Origin of the sequence: Chitinophaga sp. W2I13, assembly GCF_050434005.1 — a bacterium.
Classification (GTDB): domain Bacteria; phylum Bacteroidota; class Bacteroidia; order Chitinophagales; family Chitinophagaceae; genus Chitinophaga.
Genome location: NZ_JBNPWD010000001.1, coordinates 5,085,725 through 5,111,656, shown reverse-complemented (window position 1 = coordinate 5,111,656; position 25,932 = coordinate 5,085,725). Strand labels below are relative to the sequence as shown.

Below are 25,932 nucleotides of genomic sequence, written 5' to 3'. Positions count from 1 at the left end.
GATCTGAAGGCCCTCCATACTTATGTTATAGGAATAAAAAGGAACACTCCGTTAATAGCAACGCACCGCAAACAATGCCGCCGGCACATTGGCAGACGGATGTTCCAGTTCAATGACCAGCGTATCCGTTGTAACAGGTTGCTGCAATTGAATACGGTTGTGCGTCTGGTAATTACCTGTTTTCTCTGCTACTATATTTCCAGCTGCATCTTTAATCCGGTACTGCCTTACACAAAAAGGCATGACCGTTTCAGGATGCGACATCAATACTGATTCCATCGGATGATCATAATCTGTATCGAGGAACAGATCGATGGTACTGATCTGTTGCGGTGCATTCCATTTCAGCGTCAGCCGGGGTTGCGGATCGTTCCAGTCGGCTACCCAGGCATTGGGTGTGGATGCAGGGCGGTCGATTCCGTTGCGGATATTTTCTGCTTTGAATAAGTTTATGCCCTGGTGATATTTTAAATCGATATTATGCCCTTCCGGCCGGCGTTGCGGACACCAGAACTCAAATGCTTCCATGCCAATATCTTCGGGCGGTGTTTGTTTGCCGTAATTGGAGACGGCTTTGTTTACGCTGTTGAACACCGACAGTATCCCCGTCACTCTCTTCTCTGTAAAATGCAATTGCACCAACGGGTTTTTCATGAAAGTAACAAATGCGTAGGCCGTATTTTCTAAAGATGTATTAAAGCGAAGGTCCACACAGTTTCTGCCAGGATGTAACGGAATGGTTTGTTTTGCCAGGGTAATATCCGGCGTATAGTTGCCGCGCTTACTGCTCACGCGTAGTTCCACTTCTATTTCGGTGTTGCTGGTCGCATCTGCATGAAAAATAAAAGGCGCCACCTCTCCTTTTTGTAAAGGCAGCATCTGTGCAACGGAGAGGGTTAAAGGTTTCAGGAGCGGCTTACCGGGAAACTCTTTAAACACCAGCTCGCTGGATGCGGTGATGAGGGCCGATTGCACCAGGTCCTCGTTATCCTTCAACGTTAACCCGGGGATATATTGCCCCGTTTTAAGTAAGCGTTGCTGTAAAATGGCGATGTGCCCCTTATTAAAAATGTCTGCCGGTAAAATATGTTGCTCTTTACAAACCGCCGCAGCCACTCCAACAGCCTGCGATACATATGCTGCGGTAGCCATTACACGGGTAGAGGCAAAGGCCACATGCGATGCGCTGATGATGCGCCCCGCCAGGAAAAGGTTCGTGATATTTTTGCTATACAGGCTCCGGTATGGAATCTGGTAGATGCCTTTGCTATGCCACTGATTGCAGCCTGGTTTCTCACTAAAAACGCCGTCGGCGGGGTGCAGGTCCACCGACCAGCCGCCGAAAGCTACTGCATCTTCATGGGTACGTTGCTCAATCACATCCTGCTGTTTCATCATGTAATCCCCTTCGAAACGGCGGCTTTCCCTTTTACCGGGAATAGCGCCCACCCATTCCAGGGTAAGTGTGGCTGCTTCCGGGAAATTGCCGGAGTTCTTGATATAATCCCATACGCCGTATATCACCTTCCACAGCTCCCATTTGATATCTTCTGTGTCGTGAACAGTGTCAAGCCGGCCTCCATACTCCACCCACCAGAGGCGGCAGCCGAAATCCTTTGCATTGAATGTTTTAAAACGCGGGATCTTTGTAATGTCTTTCAGGGCAAATTCAGGAGGGATGAATGTTACAGGCTTGCCGGTATCTTTACTGTAGAAATACAGGGTATGTCCGAGTAGTTCTCCATACGTGGCGGAAGGAGCAAATTTTTCACCGAATTCTTCGCTGCTTTCTGCGCCCATGCGAAAAGCGGCGCCTGAAAGGAAGCCCACTACCCCATCGCCGGAGGCATCGCAAAATAAAGGAGCGCTTAATAAATATTCCTTTTGGTTCTGGCTGCAAAAAGCTTTCACCGAACTAATGGTAGTGGCATCCTTTTTTTCCACTGCATATACGGCGGTATTTAACAACAGGGTGATATTAGGTTCTTTCTTCACTTTATCCAGCAGCACCATATCAAATATAACGGGATTACCCTCCGGGTTCCGGTACGTGTTTTCTACCAGGATCTCATCTACCAAGCCACCTTCTCTCGCCCAGCGGTTGTTGTTGCCCATATGTGAGGTGGCGCCCAGTATCCATAAACGGATTTCGCTGCTTGAATTTCCTCCAAGTACCGGCCTGTCCTGCACCAGTACTACTTTTAATCCCTGCCTGGCCGCTGTAATGGCACAGCACACGCCTGAAAGGCCGCCACCGGTGATAACCAGGTCCGCGTTAAGCGCTATGCCGGGAAAAGAGCGACTGTTTGTTTCTCCAGATTGTATCATGATTGTACGGTTATAATTTTATTGATCGTGTATTATTCCTTTATACTTTTTGTGACTACTACAAACCCGCCGGGTTTCACCAAGGCTACTGTGAGTGCCTTACCGGTAACAGGTATGGTCACCTCCTGGCTTTCACCCGGTTTCAGCGTCCGCAGCTCCAGTGAATTATTACCATACCTGAGCTGGTAATTGCGTAGTACATAAGAAGGAAAATCAACACGGGCAGTGATCTTAACAATGGCTTTATCTTCATTCAACTTTACCAGTTCAATAACAGCAGGAGAAAATTCCTCCTGCCATACAGGATACACCGCACGCAGTGTCCTGTCGGGCGCCACCAATCCCCATGCACGGTAACCGTTTGCATCTGTTCCGGGATACCGGCTCAGGTAATCATTAAACGTCCATACAGAAGCTCCTATGAGATAATCGCATTGGCGGAAGATCTGCATGGCCCTTCTGAAATAAGCGATACGGTCTTCTTCTTTTCCACTTTGCGGCAGCCGCATACCAAATTCACTGATATAAACCGGCTTGTTGGGATATATTTCATGAATATGCTGGAGATGTGGCAGCTGATCGTTGCCATAAATATTGGTACTGATAAAGTCCACATACAGGGACGCTTCATCTTCCGGACGTTTTACAAATTCGCGCCATACATTAAAGCTGGCAAAGGTGACCAACCGACTGGCATCCAGTGATTTTACGAAAACGCCCATATCTTTCACCCAGGAAATACCTTCCGGTGTTTGCGATTGAAACTCATTTCCCAGGCTGTAGGCGATTACGCTGGGATGATTCCAGTCGCGCTCCACCATTTCCTTCAACTGCGACTGATACTTTGCCCGCATCAGCGGATCGGCCATCTGGCGTGGCGTCATTTGCCAGTTACCGGCTTCGCTGATGATAAGGAGACCATGCTTATCGGCCCAGTCGAGCATACTTTCAGATACCGGGTAATGACTGATCCGCGACAGTTCCATACTACCGCTTTTGATCAGCTGCAGATCCTTCTCCAGCACTGTATCCGGATCAAGGGAACCGTATCCGGGGTAATCCAGCGGCCGGTTGCAACCGCCCATGCGGACAGGCTCACCATTCAGCAGCAGTTGCGTGCCTTTAATTTCCAGCCGCCGGATACCGAATGTTTTCCGCATGGTGTCTGCCCCTGCAATCACTTCAGCTTCGTAGAGATGCGGCGTATCCTGGTTCCATAACTTCGCAGATAACAGTATGCCTTCCAGTGTTACTTGCGAAGCATTGGCAGATATTTGTTTAAAGCGGATGTTATTTTTATTACCTGATTGATAGATGTTCACCTTTACATCGGGCGACAGGTAATCCTTCAGCGAAGCGATTACCTGTATACGGGCATTCCCTTTTTTCAGATCCGGTTCGGCCACTACCTTTATATTTCGTATAAAGGCTGCAGGCCGTGTAATAAGGTGCACCGGCCTGGTGATGCCGCCATAATTCATCCAGGCATATAGCTGGGTGGCATTTGGCGCTTCTTTGGCGTCGCTGGCCTTAGCCCCGGGAATAGTGGTAGTATCCCACGCATTATTCACCGATACGGCGAGTGTATTTTTATCTTTTAGTAAGCCGGTTACCTCTATTTCAAAAGGCGTATAGCCGCCCTCGTGCTCGCCGGCCACCTGCCCGTTCAGCCAGATCTTTGCTTTATAAAACACGGCATCAAACTGCAGGAAGGTGCGTTCGTTTTTCTGCACAACAGGCGCATTGAACTTCTTAAAATACCAGGCCGTTCCGGTATAAAAAAAATAGCGCCTATCCACTGAAAAGCTATGTGGCACCTGTACTTTATCAAAGCCTGCTGAAGCAAAATCCGCAGCGTACCATTTATCCTGTATGCCCCTGCTCATGGGGTCTAACGCAAACGTCCATACGCCACTGAGCGGCGCCTTTGAAGTACCCTGCGCCATCACCAGGAAAGGGCTCAGCAATAACACAAATAGTATATTCTTCATCTTCATTGTTCAGTATTATTTTCAAAGATCACCTGGCCGGTGTTACTATTGTTTACTTTATAAGATTGATTCACCGAGACGAAATGATTATTGGTAATTTTCAACACCTTAATACCACTTGCGTTAATGCCGATAGGTGCATTGGAAAAAGAACAGTGATCAAACTGTATGGTTCCTATTGCCATTGCTTCCGTGCCGCTGTTGCCAATCCCCACCAATCCTGCTTTACCGATGCGCGACACCCAGCCGCTGGCGTTAAAGCTGCATTCCCGGATCATCACATCCTGCGGAAAAGTGGCTTCATTATGAGTGGTAATTTCCGTACCCAGCACCAACGCAGGGTACATAATATGATCGTAGGAAACCTGCTGCAGCGTAGCTTTGGCGCATTTGATAACACCCGCGCACCCGGCGATGTTTCTGAAGGTGCTGTGCGACAACCGGTAGTCGTCAATGTCCCACTCGTACACCGTGATAAGCGTTCCCGCCTGTACAAAATCAGGCAGTGAATCCTGCAGGGTGATGATGCCGTAGATACCACCGTCTCCCGCTGGTTCCAGCTGCCAGCTCACCGGCATTTTACTGACAGCGTTATTTCCATTCCAAAACCCGATGCTGTCGTTTAAGAAAGGCGCTACGCCGGTATATCTTTTCCACACCCTTATTTTATTATATGCGAGCCGTTCCTTCACCTGGAAGAAGGCGCTGTGTACATTCTGTCCGTCCCAACGAACACCTTCCACATACATACTATCTATTGCTACCAGGCCATCGCAGCTGTTTATTTTCCAGGCATCGCGCGGACCTACTGCCAGTTGCCGGCCGGTGGCTTTGAATACCACCTGTTGCCCGGTAATGTTTTTGCAGTCGTAAGTATGGATACCAAATCCTGCGATGTTAACCATCGAGATATTTCTGAGAACAAGATCATCGCAGTTGTTTATTGCCAGCTGGAACATGGTTTGCCCGCCAAAGTGCCACGACACTACATCTCCCACGGCAAGCCGTGATGCAAAGGCAGCGTTGTTCATCCGCATATAATTCTTTTGCTCCCTTGTTTCCAGTTGCCAGTAAAGTTGCTGCGTGGCTATCTCATCAACGAAAGTAAGACTGGACACCTGTTTCAACATACGTGTCGCACTGTCCCATATGTTAGCAGTATAGCAACCCATTCCGTTTACAGCCGGCAATCCGTCAAACACCTGCACCACTGCATGCGAAGCGTCTTTCTCCACCACTGTTCCTGCGGTAGCATACTGCGGATCGTTATCGAATACCAGGTTCTCCATCACCAGGTTATTGCACTGGTCGAAACGCATATGCGGCGGCAGTATCGTGTTATTCTGCTGCGGATTCTTCTTCACCAGCCGGGTGGCAGGCGTATGATCCGCTGCTGCAGCTCCCTGTAAATGCAGCCCTGCATATTCCTTCAGACCAGTGTAAGCGTTCAATGCAGTGGCACTTACCTGTAGCAGATCGTACCGGCCGCTGTCAAATAATATGGTAGGAATGTTATTTGCTTTTGCATAATTCAGTGCGTCCTGTATGCCTTTGGCATCATCCAGGCCATCGTTGGGGATGGCATGAAAATCTTTTACGTGTACGGATTGAGCGGACACGTGGATGCTCGCAGCCAGTAAGATGGCTGCTGTGGTCCTGAAAATTTTCTGTGCCGGTGTATTGTACATAATTATTCTTTTTCTTCTAGTACAACTGTTTTGCTTTCTGTTAACTTTCCATCTATACCGGTTACGGCTAAACGGAATTTCACCGGTTGTTGTTCCGGTAATGGTACCGTAAACTCAAACGGGTAGGTGGTATCCGTGATTTTTGCTTCTTTCCCGGTATTACTGGTATAATACAGGGAGACATTTTTCAGTTTGGTATCATCGTCTTCCAGGTAGATATACAGGCGCCTGCCGTAACTGCCGAACTTAAACAGCATCGCGTGTGCGTTGCCGGTGCTGAGCCTGGTATAATCCCGGCTGCGGTTATTGGTCCCTGATAATATTTGCTGCTGAAACCCGGTGCCTGCATAGGTTACATCCTGAAGCACTACGGAGGCTATGCCGTTGGCGGGTACGGTAACAACAAAGGTGCTGTCTTTGGTTTGTTGCGGCGCCGCGCCGGTGTATGAAATCACTTTACTTCCGGCGGCCGGTTTTATCAATGCGGGGTTTACTGTTACCGTGGCGGTAACGGATTGTGCCGACTGATTGGTAAAAGCCAGCAATAGTTTATGATCCTTCCTTGCAGCGATGTAATTCAGCTCTGTATTGCTGATGCGCAGTAATCTTGCAGGCATCCATAGCTGCACGTCCTTATCCTGGTAAAAAGATCCTTTCTGCATACCATACATATTACTTTGCAGATAGGCGTATCCTTCAATATACGCAGCCGGAAAATGAATACTTCCTTTGCTACGTATATAGGTGTCCGTTACCAGGTAGTCGAGCAGCATGGAAGCCATAGGCAGGATATGATTATAATGAAAAGAATTAACGCTCTGTTCTTTATGTTCATGCAGCGGGAAATCTGCTTTTTCATAAGCTGTAGTTCGCGCAGTGTTGATATGATACCCGGGGAAGTTCCTGTAGCGGCCTATCACGGCCGCTTTGGCGACATTGAGGAGAAAGCTGTCTTTCGCATAATACCCGAGGCGTAACATCCACGGGGCATAGTTGGCCATGAAAATAGCGCGGTGTCCTGTGGCGGTACCGGATGATTCCGGCGTCAGTCCTGTTTCCGAAAGCCGCCAGGCCGGCGCATTTTCCTCAGGGTAATACATGGGCTGATGTCCTTTGGATTGCAGGTACCAATACATGGGCGCCTTCCCGCCTTTATTCACGGTGATCAGGCTGTCGGGCACTACTGGGCACATCCAGGTGAACATGGTATAATTCCGGGCTCCCTGCACTGCTGCATCGAGGAATATTTTATTGCCGGTGAGTTCATACAGCTGTAAAAGCTCTATCCACCTGTTGGTATAAGTGGGCCAGAAAAAGAAGCTGCCGGAGAACGGATCATCAAAAGCAGTTTGTGGCTGGTACACCCGTTGTTCCAGGTATTGCTTTGCCTTTGTTACCGCGGCATCCAGGTAGGTTTTATTGCCGGTGGCGCGGTACAGGTGCATCGCGTTAATCCAGTTGTTGCCTTTTTCTTTTACATCCAGATTGCGTATGCGGTCGTTGTTATATTCCCGCTGCATCATTTGCAGGTAAAAATCATTAGTGCCTCCTGAAAGCTCATAGAGCGCCGCTAACTCCGACAATGGCGCTACCGGACCTTTTAACCTGCGGGAAGGACTCTGGATCTTCTGGATGCTGTCAAGGCTGAAAAGAAACTTCTCCCTTGACAACATAAACTCCATTAACGGATACGCCCTCTTTTCAAACATCGCTGTATCATCTCTTACCAGCGCCAGTTCCAGCGGGTTAAGACTGGAAACATTTTTCACAGCGCCCGGTACATCTGTGGAGTAAGCGCAGCCTTTGAGGCTGTCGATGAACCAGGCGTAGCCGGACATGGCATAGTCCACCATATTATCCAGCGTACTATTAAGCGAAGAGATATCATTGTGCCGGTAATCGCGGAAGCCAAATACTTTTTCCGCAATCCGTTCATAAGTATTGTTGATGGCAAGTGGTTCCGCTACCAGCTGAAGTCCGAAACGGAATGTTTGCCCGGCATTCATGCGGGAACCGTAACCTCCCGGTATAGGTGCATATACCTGTGGCTGCAATTGTTGCTGCGGGTTGAGCAGTGCAATACCAAACCGGCTGTTAGCCAGTACGGGCAACGGCTGAAAAGGAAGGTACTCCGGTGCGGCCAGCACACCAATGGTAGCAGCGCCGTCGTATACCATGGTAGTGGGCAGTGTAGCCATAAATGCCGGTGTAAGATAGGCGGCATCCGGGATCCGCTTTTCCTGCCAGATCAGTGGCTGCCATATGGCAGTGGCCTTCTCCTTTACAGATGCCGGCGCGCCGGTATAACCAATGCTGTAATAGCCATCCTGCAAAGGCTGGAAGCTGTACTGCAATACGGGGTAAGGTTTGGCGGAGGTGATAACATAAGCCGTTAACCGGAATTTTTGGGAAGAGGGGAAACGGAAGAAAACCGTGTCTTTCTTTTGTTCAATGCTATCTGCGACGATCTCTGTTCTTTCCCCGGCGTTAAATATATTCGCGGTTCTGTATTCTTTTTTGCTGCGCAGTATCCTGTCGTCGAAGCCGTCGCCGGCAACCGAAGCATTTATTTTCTTTTGTTTGAAATCGGCCTTCGCGCTATCGGCTACTTTCCAGGTAAGCACATTGTATTCAACTTTTTTAATACCGGCGGGCTTTAGCGCCATACCGGGATCCGTGGCGTTATATAATACCACAAATGACGGAGCAAATGCGTACGACCGGCCGGCAGTGGTGATAACAATATCCTGCTGGTTTACAGACACCCGGCTTTGTGCATTCACCATGTTAGCGGCTATGCACAACCATCCGATATGACCATATAGTTTTTTAGTCGTTTTCATTATTATGTGCTGCTAACCGTAAAACCAAACCGCCTGTTGCGGGTATCATTATTTTCCTGTAATATTTTGCATTGATCTCCGGAGATGTGGATGCAAAAGCGTTGCCATCAGGCGTATCTGTGATCAGTGTTGCTGTATATTTTATTTTTTTACTGAGAAAAGATGGTTGCAGGGTAAATGTGCTGGCACTGTCAGCTCCGTTAATCACGGCTACGTACCAATCGCGCCCCTTCCTCCGGGCGAAAGCGGCCATCCTGCCTATATCGCTGCCAGGCAGCACAATGGTTTCATCCCAGGTTACCGGCAATGTTTTCAGCAGTGGAAGAATGGGTTTATAAATATCATTATCCAGCAAAGTGACCGGGTTTTCCGCTATGCATTGAAACGGCGAATTAAACAGGTATAGCAGTGCCAGCTGATGCGTATTGGTTGTATGTCCGCGGTTGCTAAAAAAGCCGGGGGTATAATCGCCGTGCCCGCAGAGGAACCGGGTGAAAGGCAACGCCGCATTATGCCATGCCGGGATCGGTTCTTTCATAATATTCAGTTCCATGCCGCGGATACCTTCGCGGGTCATTTCATTGGGGTAAGTTTTGCTTTCTCCGGTAGGCGCCTGGCAGCCGTGGAAGTTAACCATCAGCTTCCTGGCGGCCGTTGCTTTTAGCAGGCCCTCTTCAAACGCGATCAATGTTTGGGCTTCGCTGTTCATGAAGTCGGTTTTAATGCCTGCCGCACCCGCCATCACTACGCTGTCGAGGAAAACATCCCGCTGCGCGGTGTCTCTTATCTCTTTAGAGTTTTTCCATACCCATATACGTACCCCTTTCTTTGCTGCATCGCAGCACAGCATTTTCAGCTGTTCCCATTTATGGGGCCATTTGGTTTCCCAGCCTTCATCCAGCAACGAATATTCAAAGCCCAGGGCAGCAGCGGCGTCTATAAACCGCATCTCTTCTGCAGGCTCCATATAGTGTTCATCTCTCGTAATCCAGCTCCATACGCTTTTACCGGGCTTTATGTAGGTGATATCGGCAAATAAACGGCTGTCGGGCTGCGGATTCAGATTTTCAATCACCTGGTTATTCACCATTGCGTTGAGGTTATCTGCATACAGGATCGTTCTCCACGGGGTAACTAATGTACCTTTCACCACGAAGCCGGTATCGCCTTCTGTGAAGTTCACCTGCAAGCTGCCATTGGCGGAGGCTTTGAGCCGCATGCCACTATAGTTGTACAACGCAGCTTCAGTAATCACTGCATATTTTTTTTGTGGCAGTTCAATCACCAGCGGCTTTCCCTGAATGGGGCCTTGTGCTGACACGGTGGATAACTGACTGATGGTAGAGTGTTGCCATAGCCCTGCATACGACTGGAGTTTCCAGCTGTTGTTCCGTTCAAAATACCATACACCGTATGAAGCCGGCACAGTAAAAGCAGTTAATTCTTCCTGCACGTGTTTATCTGCTGTTCCATCTATTATATAACGGAAGGCGCAGCCGTTATCAAACATCCTGCATTCTATGGTATAGGTGGTACCAGGCTCTTTTATGGCGATCGTATAGGCAATGCCCTCCTGTTTAGCTACAGCTGCATTCAGCCGCGTGGGATGTGTTTCCCGGATTATCTCCCTTCTGGAGATGGTCATTTGTTGCACATGGACGCCGGTGGTTTTGTTGTTTACCCTGATGCCCATGCGCGATGGCATGATCACCCACTGCTTGCCAGCCTGCAGCTGGTACAGGAGGGCGCCGTGTGCTGTAAAAAGTTTTGTGCACAGTGTTTTATGCGGACTTTGCAGCAACAGGGTATCAGTTGCCTGTGCAATCTGAACAGGCAATAATAGAAGTATGATTAACAAGCACCGCATATGAACGTGAAATAATTAATACCGTATCAGTTTTTAATCCTTCAAATTAACAGCCTGCGCATCGTAACTTCAAAATATAGGGCCGCTAAAAAAGTTGGGAACATTCCCATTTCACGGGAATGTTCCCATAAAAAGTTGCTGTTGTTACAGGGGCTTTCCCCTTAAAAGGATCTTCCCGATATACACCGTGGTTTTATCGTACTTAGCGGGATTCCTGGTAATATCTTCCAGTTGTTTATCTCCCAGGATTTTTATTTTATCTGCTTTTTCAGCAGATAGCCGGATGGTAACGGTGTGAATACCGGGCGCCAGGGAGATGAACTCGTATTGACCGCGGTACCTATTATTGCAAAAGTTATTGAACCGGTTAATTACGTTACTGCCATTGGGATCTGTTGCGTTCACTATCTTCAGCTGGCGGGCGCCTTTTACACCGGCGTCCGCGAGCCTGGCCGGCTTACCATCCACTATTACTTCCAGCTGCCCCATTTCGGGACCACCGATATCAAAAATGCCAAACATGCTGCCGTTGAATTTAAAGGTAAAGGAAGCGCCTGGCTGCGTTGCTTTCATAATATAGGGGAACCATCCTGTAAACTGCTTTTGCGGGGAATTAGCGGTATTAACGCGGCTCCAGCCAGCACTGAATGCAGCAATATCCTGCGGGGCATACATGCCCGCGTCTTCCCAGTTATTTGCTATCAGTGGTGCGGGTAATGTGGTGGAAGAAATAGCGGTGTGTTGCTTCAACTTATTCATGCCTCTTGCAATAGCCGCTGCATACAGGTTGCCGCCGGCTGTTATCGGGTGTATGCCATCGCGGGAAAAAATAATTTTGCCCGGTATAGCCGTACTGTCACTCTTCCACTCCACCTTCCCTTCTTTCACCAGCACGGAGATCTCCATACCAAGATGTATGGATGGCAGGTGATAATAATCCGCTATTTTTTCGAGGCCCTGAATGTTTTCAGGGATGCTGCCTTCCAGGTAGGTTTTCGTATGTTCGTTGTGGATCGTATAAATAAAGCAGATGTCGATAGTGGGATCATATTTTCGTATCTGTCTCACAATACCTTCCATTCCATCTGTATAGGCGCCGTTCACCGCAAATTCCACAAATACCAGGTCGGGGTGATATTGCAGCAGCTGATCCCGGAGGCGGCAGGCGCCAAGATCAGTGCCTGTGCCGGATACCCCGGCATTGATGCCTTTCATGGTTACCGATGGATACATCGACTGGATATAACGGGTGGCCTGTGGCCGGTAGCATTGATTACCCTGCGTAATGCTTCCTCCTATAAACCCGATCGTCACCGGTTTTCCTGACGCAACTTTTTGAAAGAAATGAGGCGCTCCGTTGCGCACGGTGCATTCCGCCGGGTTGTTGAAGTTGCCGGGGGCTATTAATGGCACAGTATCAGCCGGGTAAAAATATAAAGGCGAGGCGCCTGCCTGTGAAAGGGCAATGAGCTTAGCTCTTTCCGCTTCTTCTTTATGCTGTGCAGCTATTTCTAACGACATTCCCATACATAGTACCAGGATAAAATAATGCTTCATATTGCGATCAGTTGTTATCAAATGTGACAATCCCTTCTTTCACCTGTCCGTTTCCGGTGGTGACCTTTACTTTCAGCACCACTTCTGCTGATATTTTCACGGGATAAAACGAGCTTTCATAAGGATAGGCAGTAATAACACGGCTTTCTCCATTCAGTTGGAAGCTGGCCTGCAACCCCGCTTCAGGCGGCGATTCCAGGTAGGTGTATATGGCATCCCATCCAAAGGGCGAACGTATCCTGAAGGCATAACATTTGCCAATGCCTGTACCCAGATCCAGCACCTGCATACCATTCTTTACCGGCGGTATACTTGTCACTTCGTACTTTATCTTCAGCGGGAAAGAGATGGCAGAAAAGCCCTTACCGGTAACGGGCACACGCAGTTTGCGGTTGTTCACGGGAACAGTGGCCGGCGGAGCAGCGGCAGTGACATAACAGGCAGCAACTACGTTATCCTGCACCGCGACTTCCTTTCCAAGAAGAATATCAGCGGTTACTTTTTCTTGCGATTCATTGAGTAAAAACAACCAGAAGCGGTTGTGAGAAATAGCGGTGACATAATTTACAGCCGGGTTGTTTATTTGCACCAGTCCTCTTTTCATCCAGAGGCGCACGCCTTCATCATCGAATACTTTGCCGCTGCCTCCGCCAAATACCCGGTTATTAAACCATACAAAGCCGTCCTGCTTGCCATAGGGGAAACTCACTTTCCCGTGGGAACGCTGTATTGCTTCGGTGATGAGGAAATCCAGTGTAAACGCCAGATGCGGCGGAATATGATGATAATAAACAGAGCTCACATCCGGACCTTTATAAGGGAAATCCGGCTGCATCGTAATATCAGTAAACCCGGTGGCATAGTAGCCGGGGTAGTTTGAAAAGCGTCCTATCACGGCATTGCGTGCATAGATTTCAAAAATCGTCCGGTTATCTTCAGCAAATAAACGTAACAGGTGAGGCGCCCAGCTGCTCATGAATACCGGTCGCACCAGCTTGCCCGGATCAAAGAATGTAAAGGGTTGCTCAAATCCGAGTCCAACGGGAGATACGAGGCTTTGCGGCACCTGTTTCTCCGGTGCATCGCCTTTCTTTCTTGGAAACCCGAGGCGGTATTTCTCTCCGCCTTTCCACCACAACGTAGTGTTGCCATCGTAGGTACTGCCCGGATGAATCGTTTGCAGCTGTTCCTTTACTTCCGGATACACCCTTACTCCCGCCAGCGTCTGAAAAGCAGTAGTTTCCGCAGCGCGCAGGAAGAACGTATCTTTTGTGATGTCATAAAGGTCTGTGAGATCCCACCAATAGGCGTAGAAAGATGCATTATAAAAAGGCTGCTTGCCTAATGGTGCGGTTTTAGTGCCATATACTTCCGTTGCAATATACTCCTTCGCATGTTTCTTTGCGGCCCCCAGCCAGCTCTTATCTTTGGTGAAACGGTAAGCTGCCAGTTCCTGTGTCCAGGCGGGAATGTTCACTGAATAGCCTTTCGCTGACCTGATATTATTTCCGGGAAGCGCTATTTCTTTTAGCCAGGGATTGGCTTCGCCGAGCAATTGATGCAAGCCCTCGTAGTATGCCGTGGTAAATTGCGAGTGATAGGGGCTCAGCACCAGCGACTGTTTATCTTTGTTAAACGGTGTGCCGGCAATGCCCCTCGACCAGCGGAACCCGCTGCGGGACAGCGTATACTCGATAGTAGGCAACGCCCTGCTGATGAAAAACGCTTCGTCCTTTTCCAGCACTGCCGCTGAAACCACTGCCAGCGGCGCAGCCTGCACAACGGTGGGCGTCACTTTCGGATCTGCTTCGATATCGTAAAAGCCCTTCAGTTCCGGCGCCCAGCCGGCGGCAGTATCGTTCCGGATCAGGTCTGTAATATTGAAAACAGTTTCTGTGAGAGAAACGGGTCCCTGTATGCGATAGTCCTTTACTTTATAGATACTGTCTGATATATACGCCAGTGCATCGTTCCAGCCAGAGGGCAATGCACCCAGTGCAAATTCACGGGTAACAGTCTGACCGGCGGCACGCCTGGAATCATCCAGTCCCAGCACCGGTGATAACGCTACCGGCTGTACGTTATTCTCTTTATTCTTAATGGTAAATCCCATCGGCGAAGTACCTGCTTCTCCCCAATCCAATGGGAAATCGGCCGGTGTTCCGGAAACAAAAACAGCGATCCTCTCCTTCGTTTCCATGATGGCCAATGGCTGCGGCATCATGGCAGAAGGCAGCATCACCGGGTGATCCGGGATGCGCTGGTATTGAAACATGGGAGGCAGCTGTATGGCGGTTACCTCTTCTTTTTTTACTCCTTCAAAACCGGTAACTGCCAGGCTGTAATATCCCGCCTGTTTTGGTATATACGTTAACGTTAGCAGTAAATGATTATTGCCAGGCCCCAGTTGCCAGGTACCTTTCAGGGTATCTCCTGCGGCAGTCTGATAGGTGACATCCAGTTTTTTATCCGATAACTGCTTCACGGCAACCGGCAGGCATTCCTGTAGTGTGCCCGCAAGAAAGGGATTGGTAAGACTTTCAGCAGCCAGTACCGTGAACGTTTTGCCGCGGCTTTGGAAACTACCGGAAGCTGCCGGTCCGTTCCAGGAAGGGAAGAAACTGCCAAAGCTGATCTGCGGATCTTCGGCGGTAAGCAGGAATATTTTGCTTCCTTCGCCATGCGTTTGCATATCGATCCACTGATCGCCTTTCCGGATACTGTTACTGGCTATTATCTGCCGGTCAGTTGTTTGCAGGAATTGCAGGCGGAGTTTACCGTTGCTAATACCAGCGATAACAGTGCCTTGCCCGGAAATATTTTTCACACCGGCTGCCGGTGTAACCGGAGCAGGTGGTATATACTTCACCGTTAGTGGCCTTATTTTAAAACGCTGGAGTGATGCCAGCGGTTCTGTATTTGGATCAAAGCCGGCAGTGGCCAGGAAGATGGCATCACATCTTCCAAAATTACCCTTTGTATCCTGCAGCGCAATTACATTTTCGCCGGCATCAAGCGTAGCAGTACCAGCCTTTTCCCAGTAGTAGCCTTCCTTGCCATGCTGCCCTGGTTCTTTTTCCAGCGGTTGCTCGTTGATGGCTACCTGGAACAAACGCGTGCCGGGTTTATTGGCGGGATAATCCGGGGTACGTACCCAAACAGTAAATGTGCCGGCAGCTTTGCTGTTGATCACGGTAAGCGCATCCGCGGCTTTTACTTTACCGGAAAAAACGCGGAGGATAGTATTACCGGACACTTGTTCGCCCGGCACCTTTTCCACCTGCCAACCGCCTTTGAACTGGAAATCTTCTGCTTCCAACAAGTAGCCGGTTTGCGCTTGTACTGATGATGCGCTGCACAGGCATCCTATTGCAGCCAGGAATAAATATCTACTTAGCCAACAGCTCATAATTTATTTCTATTACATTCAGTCCGTAAGGCGGGATGTCTTCCTGGAATGATGGCGTTATTTCAGTGGTCTTTTTACTGCCGTTTTTACTGATCCGGTAGCAGGCAACCGGCTTTATGGTTTTACCGGGCAGTACTTTGGTGTAATCAATGTCTATCGAACACTTCAACGGATCGTCGTCGCTGTTCAGCAACAGCAGGAACAGCTTATGCTCTTTAGGATTAATAGCACAATAGTAATCGAGGTAAGGGTTATTTGTTTTCAGCAATCCATCTTTCAACAACAAATCCGCACTGGTACCATACACTTTCCCTGCGGCAAAACCATAGGTTTGATGCGGCCCTACTTTCGGTGTAATAAATCCTCTCGGGAATTGAACTTTCCCGGATGAACGCATCTCCATTTCAGCCAGCAGGTAATCGGTGATCCATCCCACCTGCCACCAGGCGTGGTGCGGATAAGGACCGGCGCCTTTATTCATCACATCCCAATAGTAGGAGGCTACGCTGGTAGCGCTGTCTACAAACGCATCTCTTCCGAGCACGGCGGCGCGGGCCATGTTCAGGAACAGGGAATCGCCGGTGAGGGTGAACATGCGCACAAACATACCGGCATGACTAGCCAACAAAATAGGTCCACGATGATTGGCAGAACCAAGGATACCACCATGCTCGAAGCTGAGCCCTGCCTGGCTTATCTCCCAGTCCTGCCGTAATACACCGTTCACCTTTTTACTTTTGGCGGAAGGAACAGGGTGAGTATAAATAGAAGTCGTGTACAATTGCGCGGTGCGCACGGCGGCCTGCAAATACTTGCGATCTTTTGTGATATCGTAAAGATCCAATAGTGCCTGGGCGCTTTGCCCGGTTGCAAAATCCGGCGCAAAACGGGCATCGCCGCAAACGCCGAGGAAATGTCCTTTCGCGGTGGCATTCCGGATGAACCAGTCGGCGCCACGTTTAGCCGCATCAAGGTATTTTTTTTCTTTCAATATTTTCCAGGCTACTATCAGCCCGTAAAAAGTAGGACGCAGGTCTTCCACTTCCGTAAACATTTCCTGTTGCGAAGCATGGTCGTAAGCCACCGCCCATTTCCCTTCAGGCGCCATCCAGGCGAGCAGCTTGTCAGCCGCGGATTGCAGTTCTTTCTTTAATACCGTATCGCGTGGATTAAACAGCAGGACATTACCCATGTCCATCATCATGTAATAGGTGAGACCAATGGGTTCTACATACGGTCCCCATTCTTCTGTAAATCTTTTACTTTTTGTGAGATAATATTGTCCTGCTGCGGCGCCGTGGAAAAAGCCGGGCGTATTATCCTGTTGCTGTAATTTAAAGTTGCGGGCATAAGGCAGGCGCGTTTGCTGCAGTACGCTGTCGCCGGTGATGCCGGCCAGCATCCACATAGCGCCATAATCGGAATTCTTCATGGCATCTTTTTCCGATCCATACACCCCCCCCAGGTAAGATTGTGCGCCGATATCGATCCCCTTATAATTTTCGATGTTCCATAATGATGTCTTATTATTCACTACATATTTATGCATGGATAAGATACGGCTGGTGAGTGATTGCCGCGTCTTTTTCAGCGCCAGGAAATCGTTGAAATGGTAAATATCGTTCACGGCGTGCTTGAACACCGTGTACCAGCCGGCCTTCTGCAGCGAGTACCTGAAAGAAAAAGTCACCTTCTCTCCTCTTTTCAGGAGGGAGCCTTTTTCTCCCAACACCGGGTGATAGAGTGTAGGCGTAAGCGATGCCTTCCTGTTCATAAGGGAAAGACCAAGGAGCCAGTCACTCTGCGTATTCGTGTCATTTTCCCAGGGATCCCTTCCTGTACCGGGGGCGGGTATTACCGCCAGCGTAAGGTTATTTTTGGTTTGGATGAAAGGCGACAAGGTAGCCGCCGTTCTCTCGCGGACAATCACCGGTTTATCGGGGATGCCCTGCATATAGGCGTATGCTTTTATAATATCTTTCTCCACCGCATTACTTTGAAAGTATCCCGGTATGCCTCCCCAGGCCAGTTCATTTTCCGGAACAGTAGCCAGCGTGGGTGTTGCCAGGGAATAGTAGCCGTCTTCCTTTGCCTGCAATGATATTTCCACTAGGATATCTGTTTTAAAGACTTCATCCAGTCGCCAGGAGGAAGTAACCGTAGCCTTATTATTTTCCCCCGTGAAGACCAGCTCCCCGTTATTTTTTTTAACGGAAGAAGGATAGAAATAGATGGCCTCGCCGGCAGTATTCATGGGAACGGGTTTCAGGGCCGCTTCCCATAAAGGAACAATGTATTTGTATTGCTGCTCCAGGAAACTGCTCTTCTTACCCGACTTATCGTATAATGTGATGGGTGTATTTCCGGGCTTCTCTTTCGTATACAGCAGGGTGTATTCGCCACTGGTATGCGGCAGGGATTGCCCGTGAACGGCCACCTCTTTAATATGCCATTCCCCGTTTTTGCTGGTCCAGGAAAGCCGCAGCGCGTTGTTGGCCAATGCGGTTTGTTGCTGTGCCGGTGCAGGTATACAGCAAACGCACACTGCATAAAATAAGATACCGGCTGATAATATTTTTCTCAAAGGATCTGCTTTTTAATTTACCAAATGTGCTGACGGTGAGATTACCGGGTCTACTTTCACCTTGCGGGATGCCCGTAGCGGAATGGCTGCTGTTAACAGGATCACCGTGGCAATACCAGCTACCAGCGTAGCGCTTTTCCCGGAAAAGAAACACAGTCCGAATAACAGCAATGCAATAAATGAAAGCGAAAAAGCGATTACTTTCAGGCCGAATTTGTTTTGCTTTCTTATCTCCAGTTCTTCTTTCTCATCTATTTCACGAACGGTTTCCCTGCGTTGTGTTCTCAGTGCTTTGAGCTGTATATATTCATTGCTGGTGAGTCCTCTATAATAAGCGTATGCTTCGTACAGCGCCAGCATTACAAAGGGCAATCCTACACCCAGCAGCATTTCGTTGGCGCGGCTTAAACCGGTGCCATAGGCCAGTGGAAGGATAATCTTAAATACAAGATTGGTAGCCAGGCTGATACCCGTGATATATAGTGTAGCCTTTCCCGTTAGCCGTTTTGAAAACAGCGCCCATATAGGTGGCGCCAGCAACGGGCCACCGGTTACAGCGCCTATGCTCAGTGTAAATTCAACGATGCCGCCGATATAAGGCACAATTAAGGCGATGCATATCATACCAAGTCCGAAGAACCAGGAGGATATGCGTGCAACACTCATCAGTTTTTTATCAGATGCTTTTGGGTTGATGGAACCTTTGTAGATGTCATTCGTAAAAACGGCCGACACCACGTTCAGCGCGGTATTGGCAGATGCGGACGTAGAGAAGTACATGCCCGTAAGAATGAGTCCCATAAGGCCGGCCGGCAATACATGCTGGCACATCATCAGGTAGGCATTTTCTGTTTCCAGTCCCTGCAAACCTGGGTTGATACTTTTATATAACATGGGCGGCAGCATCCATAGCACGGGGCTGATGATATACAGTCCTGCGAAAAGATACGCCACCTTGGATGCAGACCTGGGAACATCCACGCTGGTATAGCGTTGCACAAAGGTCCAGTTGCCGCCGATATAAAAAACGTGGTACAATGCAAAGGCCAGGATAAAGCCCCAGGTATATTCCCCGTTCACTACGCTGAAAAAACCTTCGGGTGAAAAGTGCAGGAAGTGCTGCACACCGCCGGCGGCATCAAAGGCCAGGGGGATAATAATCAATATAGCCGCCGTGAGGATTACGAACTGCAATATATCTGTTACCATTACTGCCCACAGTCCGCCAACGGCGGTATAAGCAATCATGAACAGGCCCAGCACCACGGTAGACGGCATCAGTGGCAGTCCGAGTGAAGCGCTTACCAGCCTGGCCACAGAATACAGCACAGAACCTTTGATTAGTAACGATACCACCATAAAGATGTAGATATAGATCTTCTGCACATCTACCCCCAGGCGTTCGCGGATAAACTCCGCCGCGGTAAGGTTGCCGGTAGCCTTCCACCGGGGCGCCAGATATAATCCTGTTACGAGTCCGCCGATACACATGGTCCATTGTATGGTAATGGCTACCCATCCGTATTTATAGGCGATAGATCCCCATGCCACGAACGTGCCTGCAGAAAAGAAGCTCATGAAAAGTGAGAGCCCCCCAATGAACCAGGGCACTGATTCGCCTGCGGCAAAAAACGACTTGAGGTTTCTTCCTGTCCTGGAAAAGGAAAAACCTACCAGCATAATAAATAAGGAAAATACAATAATGACTGACGTATCGATTACAGTGTTCATCAAATGTTTCCGTTTAACCCCCGCTTTTCAGCTATGGGGTGATAGTTAAAGTAAGTTCTTTTGTTATTCTTTTTTCTCCATTATAACGTACCGCGGACGCATCAAATACTACTTTGTAAGTACCCGGTTTAGTATAAACATATTTATACGAAGGCAGTACGGTACTGATATTTTTCAGTGCAACACCCGCATCTGGCTTAATATAAAAAGGATCCAGCCCTTTGGTAATCACCCAGTCTTCATTATCATCCGCATTCTTATCACCGCCAAACATCAACAGCTGCGCGGTGGTAACCGTCCACACGGATGCCGGGTTTTTAAAATCGAATGCTTTCCATCCTCCGCTGGATAGTACCGCCACCGGCGATACTACACCATCTGCTGAAATGTTGTTGGCTTCAAAGGTCCGGACTACCCAGCGGTTTTGTCCCTGTGTTTTTTTATAGTCCGTGTATTTAAAAGCAATGTAAATGCGGGCAGCCGTATTTTTTGGATCCGCAAAATCTTTCAGGCTGATAGTCCCTGACGGTGTATTGTCCTGCCCGGTGGAAAAAACGGCTCGGTCAGAAATATCTGTCCAGGTAGCGGCCCTTACATTGGTGGTATCGGCTACACCGGAATAGTTGTTAGATACCAACAACTGCAGGTTTTTATAGATCATCCCAAATTGTACCCATGTCTTGAAATTTATCTGCAGATCATTTTCTGCGGTGGTACGGTCTCTGAACGCATAGTTGTGGCCGGGTTCGCCGGAATAGAAAGTAATATTATCCGGGTTGCCGGTAAAGTTAAAGGTAACGGTATCTCCTGCTTTATAAGTAAGTGAAGAAGTAGTTATTTCCAGCGACGGTGTGACTACCTTCTCCTTTGCACAGGAGATAAATATAATAACAATGATCAACAGGTATAATGAATTTCGCATATTAAATACTTTTTAGCGCGGCGTTACCAACCTTTGTTCTGTTCTGCCAGGTGATTAATGGTGGTTTCTGTAGTAGGAATAGGCAGCAGCACGTTCCTGGCTGTTGTATTCTTTGCCGCGTTCCCTGAATATTTCCATGCGGAGGGCGCTGTCGCTGCTACTTCAGCCGCCAGCGATTGCATTTTAGACAGGAATAATCCCCAGCGGATCAGGTCGTGCTTGCGCGCCCCTTCAAAGCTAAGTTCCCGCGCCCGTTCATCCTGTAATGCTTCGAGGAATGCGTCTTTCCCTAAACCAGCCGGCAGGTCAACGGTGGCATCCGGCGTTGCCGGAGGTTTGCCGTAGCCCCTTCTTCTTACCATATTAATAGCTTCATAAGCTGCTGCTACCGGCCCGTTCACCGCATTCTCCGCTTCGGCTTTCATCAGCAATACATCTGCATAGCGGATCACCGGGAAGTTGGTAGAATTATACGACCTGTTTTTAGGTGTCTGCGTTTCGTATTCACGGCGCCATTTGCCGGCGGTGCGGTCATATATCTGCGTAGCGGTATAAGCCACTTTGGTAACAACGCCATTCACGAGGGAATATTTGTACGGTGCAATGCTCCAGTCCCTCCGCTTATCGGCGGCATCATACAGGTTGAACAACCTCGCGCTGGGGTGTACCGGTCCGTTTGAATAACCGACGTTATCATCCGGTGATTCCACGCCATTTTCAATACCTATGCCGCCTGCCAGCTGGGTGGAACCCTGCTGGTTGCCATACATACCTATTTCCCAGAGGCATTCTTTCGGCTCGTTAATATCTTTGGAGTGATTGATGAAGATGGCGCTGTAATCGGGATTCAGGGAGTGCTTACCGGAGGCGATCACTTTGTCCACATAAGTTAATGCGTCGGCATATTTTGATACATCTTTCAGCGGCTCCCCGGCCATTGTGAGGTACACCTTTGCCAATATGGCCTGCACGGTGGTGGTGGTTACCCTTTCATTATTGGTGTAGGTGCTGATATCGTTCACCAGCGGCTCCGCCGCTTTCATATCGTTGAGGATCGCCGCATACACATCCGCCACGGAAGAGCGGGGCAGCGCGACTTCTACAGGCGATTTGGTAGACGACAATTTCAGGGGCACGCCGCCGAAATTATCTACCAGGATAAAATAATAGTAAGCTCTCAGAAAAAGCGCCTGCCCTTTAATAGCTGCCCGCTTCTTTTCATCCATCTTTGGCTTGTCTACATTTTCGAGTAACAGGTTGGCGCGGTCGATGCCCTGGTAGGCAACTTCCCAGAGTTTGCCTACATCCAGCTGACCGGCGTCAAAATCCATCACCTTTAAATTATTCACGGTAATATTCTTGTAGAAAAAATCATCGCTGATGGCCAGGAAGCTGTACAGTCCACGTGAATACATCCTTCCGAAGTTGTCTATCAGCCTGTTGTATACGCCGTTCAGGGCTCTTTCGAGATCAGCCTCTGTGTTAAAATAATTTTCCGGTGTTACGAAATCTTCCGGCTTTGTATCCAGGAATTTGTTACAGGCGCTGAAGGTACTGCCGGCCAGGATGCACAGCAGGAAGAGCTTTGTTATTTTTCTAACGGGAGATAATCTGATATTGTTTGATTTCATAATCGCAGCTTTTTAGTTTCGTTAAAAGGTCACATCCAGTCCGAAAGTGATGGTTCTTGCCTTCGGATACGCCGACCAGTCGAAGCCCGGTGTTAATGCCGATTGCCTTACAGAAACTTCAGGGTCGAGTCCTGAGTAATTGGTCCAGGTAATAAGATTTTGCGCGGAAGCATACACCCGCAGTGCTTTTATCCTGGCCTGTTTCAGCAGCGGCGCCGGTAAATTATACCCCAGTGCCACCGTTTTGAGACGCAGATAAGAGCCATCTTCAATAGTGCGGGAAGAATATACCAGTGGTCCCTGTCCGCCTACTTTATACAATTTGTTGTTTTGATTTTCCGGTGTCCAGCGATCGGCATAACTGGCGAACATATTCAGGAAAGACCTGGTGACGTCGCCATTTTCAAATTCTATGCGGTTGGCATTCAGGATATCGTTGCCATAGCTCCACTGGAAAAATACGTTCAGGTCGAAGTTTTTGTACGTAAAATTATTGGAGATCCCACCGGTATGTATAGGATTAGGATTACCGATGATGGTGAGATCGCTGTTATCTACCTGTCCGTCGCCGTTGATATCTTTAAACTTGATGTAACCCGGTTGGATGCTGCTTCTTGGATTCCCATTATTCGGCACTTTATCTTTCAGCACATAGGTGCCGTTGGATTGATCAAAGTCGCTGTACTGGTAGACGCCATCAAAAATAAACCCATAAAACGATGCGATCGGATGTCCCGGTATAGCGATATACGGATAAGCGTTGTTAAAATTACCCCAGGTGATGCGGGAAGCGTAACTGGGTTCTCCTTCGTTCAGCTGTATTACTTTATTGCGGTTGAATGAAATATTGAAACTGGTAGACCAGGTGAATTTTTTATGTTGCACGTTCATGCTGTTCACAGAAAATTCCAACCCTTCGTTAGACACTTTACCGATATTCCGGATACCGCTCAGGTAACCCAAAGAGGGCGCCAACGTTGCATTTAACAACAGGTCTTTTGTATTCTTCTTATAATAATCGGCGGTAAACGTGATCCTGTTTTTCAGGAATCCCAGGTCTACCCCGATATCTGTTTGCGCGGTGGTTTCCCATTTCAGTTTAGGATATCCCAGGTTGCTGGGAATAGTACCCTGCGCAGGCGAGTTACCAAAGCTGTAACCAGAGTAAGGAAACAGCTGCAGGGAAGTGAGATAGGCAAAATCGCCCACCCGGTTATTCCCGGTGGTACCGAATCCTGCCCGTATTTTGGCATCCGACAGGAAAGATAAATTTTTCATGAAAGATTCTTCAATGATCCTCCATGCCACGGCGCCGGAAGGGAAATAGGCCCAGCGGTTGTTAACAGGAAACTTGGAAGAGCCATCTGCGCGGAACGACAGTGTGAGCAGGTAGCGTGATTTATAGCCGTAGTTAACACGGCCAAGGAAAGACATCAACGCATTAGATGATTTTGCCGTGGGCGCGGTATTGATAGTCCCTTCGTCCAGGCCGCTCATACCCAGCGATTCGTTTGGCACCTGGCTGGCGGAGAAACCATAACTATAAAAGGCTGACTTCTGCATGGTGAAACCACCCAATACATTCAGGTTATGATCTTTGTTGATCACCCTGGCGTAGGTGAGTGTGTTTTCATTGAGCCAGTTGGTTCTTTCCAGATTGCTTACCGAGCCATTGATGCCCAGTACACTGCTCTTGGGATTTCCGAGGCGGGTATTGGAATTATTGAATATTTCTTTCCGTTGTGCTTCTTTGGTAATACCACCGGCCACTCTTAATGTAAAATATTTTGCAGGTTGGTATTCCACATACGCGTTGGTGATAAGGGTATTATTGAACAGCGGATTATATTCATTCCTGGTAGAAATGATCGGGTTCATGCGGTATTCATTCAGCGGGTCCACATCCGGATCAAAGGGCTGATCGATGAGGGAGGCGTCGCTGGCGGAGTCGCCGGTTACCGGCCGGTAGCCCCAAACGCTGTACATCAGGCTGGAGGTTGGACCGTTGGGTGTTGGCGAAGCTACAGCGCCATATGTTTTGGTAGCTGTATAGTTAACGTTGATGCCGGCTTTCACTTTATCATTCAGCCGCTGATCCACCACTGCCCTTCCCTGGTACCGTTTAAAGCCGCTATTAATGATGATACCGTTCTGGTCCAGCAGCGAGCCGGAAAGCGAGTAAGTTGTTTTATCGTTACCACCTCTCAGGGAGAGGCTGTGATTTTGCATAAATGCTTTTCTGAAGATTTGATCCTGCCAGTCGATTCCCTTTACGTTCTTATAGTCGTCGAGTGTTTTATCTTCGCCGAGGTAGATGGGCGTGTAAAAAGCCGAATTTTGTTCCAGTTGGTATTTCACAAATTCGTAGGGGCTCATCATCTCCTGTTTCTTAATATTTTCCTGTAAGCCCATCCAGGTTTGATAGGTAACGGTTGGCGCGCCGGCCTTCCCTTTTTTGGTGGTGATAAGGATAACGCCGTTGGCGCCCCTGGCGCCATAAATGGCTGTTGCCGAGGCATCCTTCAGTACTTCGATGGAGGCTATTTCTTCAGGATTGAAAATGTTGTTGGACGGATTTTCCATCGGGAATCCGTCTACCACGTACAATGGGGAGTTTTCCTGGGTTACGGAGTTGTTGCCGCGGATAACGATGTTCAAAGAGGATCCGGGCTGACCATCGCTGGCAGATACCTGTACACCCGCCACGCGGCCACCCAGGGCTTCTTCGAAGGAAGGTACCGGCGCTTTTGCCAGGTCGGCTATTTTAAATTCGCCTACTGATCCGGTGACATCTTTTCTTTTTACAGTTCCATAACCGATTACAACCACATCGTTCAAACCCTTTATGGAAGGTTCCAGCACGATGTTATATACGCTTCTTCCACTGGTTAGTTTTACTTCCCTGCTCAGAAATCCTACATAGCTGAATACGAGTGTGGCGCCGGGTGCGTTACTGGCGGAGATGTGATAGATCCCGTCTTCATTAGTGATGGCGGAGGTTTTGTCATTTTTCACGCGGACCGTTACCCCTACCAGGCCGGTGCCTGCGGCTTCTGTTACTTTTCCGGTAACTGATATTTTATCAGCAGACCCCGTGGCAGGCTGCTGTGCTGCTACATCCGTAGCAGGGAAGATGATAAATAGCAGGAGCAATAAATACCCTGCTGATAAGAAACCATTTTTATGCATACCCCCAAACGTGTTTTTTAGATTAAAATCTGTTTAATTCATTTTTATTTTATCGAGTGCCGGTTCAATTACCGGGCGCAGGAAGTTACTCCATGTAATCGTGTAACAGGTGTAATGCGGATGATTGGCATAAGGCGACAGGTACAGGCACGGTTGGTGCAAAAGAGGTTGAGAGCAACAGTTCTTTCATAT

Annotated in this window: 12 protein-coding genes; all 12 read right to left on the bottom strand. The window is 48.7% G+C overall.

Annotated elements, in window-relative coordinates; genetic code table 11:
- Positions 1-51: 51 nt before the first annotated feature.
- On the bottom strand, positions 52-2,328 hold the full coding sequence (locus QFZ48_RS21035) for an FAD-dependent oxidoreductase (protein ID WP_429063458.1): 2,277 nt from the start codon (positions 2,326-2,328) through the stop codon (positions 52-54).
- Positions 2,329-2,360: 32 nt separating this feature from the next.
- Positions 2,361-4,319 (bottom strand): glycoside hydrolase family 2 protein, encoded by a 1,959-nt coding sequence (locus QFZ48_RS21030; protein ID WP_429063456.1) that lies wholly within the window; start codon positions 4,317-4,319, stop codon positions 2,361-2,363.
- Positions 4,320-4,321: 2 nt separating this feature from the next.
- Positions 4,322-6,007 (bottom strand): hypothetical protein, encoded by a 1,686-nt coding sequence (locus QFZ48_RS21025; protein WP_429063454.1) that lies wholly within the window; start codon positions 6,005-6,007, stop codon positions 4,322-4,324.
- 2 nt (positions 6,008-6,009) lie between these two features.
- Positions 6,010-8,850, bottom strand: coding sequence for a hypothetical protein (locus tag QFZ48_RS21020; RefSeq protein WP_429063452.1), 2,841 nt, complete (start codon positions 8,848-8,850; stop codon positions 6,010-6,012).
- The gene (locus QFZ48_RS21015) at positions 8,837-10,687 is read right to left on the bottom strand and encodes a glycoside hydrolase family 97 catalytic domain-containing protein (RefSeq protein ID WP_429063450.1); all 1,851 of its coding nucleotides are present in this window, start codon (positions 10,685-10,687) and stop codon (positions 8,837-8,839) included. Before QFZ48_RS21015 ends, QFZ48_RS21020 begins: the two co-directional genes overlap by 14 nt.
- A gap of 174 nt (positions 10,688-10,861) precedes the next feature.
- Entirely contained in the window at positions 10,862-12,274 is a 1,413-nt protein-coding gene (locus QFZ48_RS21010; protein WP_429063448.1) for an SGNH/GDSL hydrolase family protein, read from the bottom strand.
- A 7-nt stretch (positions 12,275-12,281) separates the two neighbouring features.
- A complete protein-coding gene (locus tag QFZ48_RS21005) occupies positions 12,282-15,593 on the bottom strand; it encodes a hypothetical protein (protein ID WP_429063446.1) in 3,312 nt (1,103 codons plus the stop codon).
- A 70-nt stretch (positions 15,594-15,663) separates the two neighbouring features.
- Entirely contained in the window at positions 15,664-18,267 is a 2,604-nt protein-coding gene (locus QFZ48_RS21000) for a glycerophosphoryl diester phosphodiesterase (protein ID WP_429050088.1), read from the bottom strand.
- Between the two features lie 12 nt (positions 18,268-18,279).
- Positions 18,280-19,998 (bottom strand): sodium:solute symporter family protein, encoded by a 1,719-nt coding sequence (locus QFZ48_RS20995; RefSeq protein ID WP_429065521.1) that lies wholly within the window; start codon positions 19,996-19,998, stop codon positions 18,280-18,282.
- 31 nt (positions 19,999-20,029) lie between these two features.
- Positions 20,030-20,920 (bottom strand): DUF5017 domain-containing protein, encoded by an 891-nt coding sequence (locus QFZ48_RS20990; RefSeq protein ID WP_429063444.1) that lies wholly within the window; start codon positions 20,918-20,920, stop codon positions 20,030-20,032.
- Positions 20,921-20,943: 23 nt separating this feature from the next.
- Complete coding sequence (locus QFZ48_RS20985) at positions 20,944-22,551, bottom strand: RagB/SusD family nutrient uptake outer membrane protein (protein WP_429063442.1); 1,608 nt, start codon at positions 22,549-22,551, stop codon at positions 20,944-20,946.
- A gap of 21 nt (positions 22,552-22,572) precedes the next feature.
- Complete coding sequence (locus tag QFZ48_RS20980; RefSeq protein WP_429050092.1) at positions 22,573-25,740, bottom strand: SusC/RagA family TonB-linked outer membrane protein; 3,168 nt, start codon at positions 25,738-25,740, stop codon at positions 22,573-22,575.
- Positions 25,741-25,932 lie beyond the last annotated feature (192 nt).

Excerpts from the sequence above, each read along its gene's own strand:
- QFZ48_RS21030 (WP_429063456.1), bottom strand. The coding sequence starts at position 4,319 with ATGAAGAATATACTATTTGTGTTATTGCTGAGCCCTTTCCTGGTGATG.
- QFZ48_RS21020 (WP_429063452.1), bottom strand. The coding sequence starts at position 8,850 with ATGAAAACGACTAAAAAACTATATGGTCATATCGGATGGTTGTGCATA.
- QFZ48_RS20980 (WP_429050092.1), bottom strand. The coding sequence starts at position 25,740 with ATGCATAAAAATGGTTTCTTATCAGCAGGGTATTTATTGCTCCTGCTA.
- QFZ48_RS21010 (WP_429063448.1), bottom strand. The coding sequence starts at position 12,274 with ATGAAGCATTATTTTATCCTGGTACTATGTATGGGAATGTCGTTAGAA.
- QFZ48_RS20995 (WP_429065521.1), bottom strand. The coding sequence starts at position 19,998 with ATGAACACTGTAATCGATACGTCAGTCATTATTGTATTTTCCTTATTT.
- QFZ48_RS21035 (WP_429063458.1), bottom strand. The coding sequence starts at position 2,328 with ATGATACAATCTGGAGAAACAAACAGTCGCTCTTTTCCCGGCATAGCG.
- QFZ48_RS20985 (WP_429063442.1), bottom strand. The coding sequence starts at position 22,551 with ATGAAATCAAACAATATCAGATTATCTCCCGTTAGAAAAATAACAAAG.
- QFZ48_RS21025 (WP_429063454.1), bottom strand. The coding sequence starts at position 6,007 with ATGTACAATACACCGGCACAGAAAATTTTCAGGACCACAGCAGCCATC.
- QFZ48_RS20990 (WP_429063444.1), bottom strand. The coding sequence starts at position 20,920 with ATGCGAAATTCATTATACCTGTTGATCATTGTTATTATATTTATCTCC.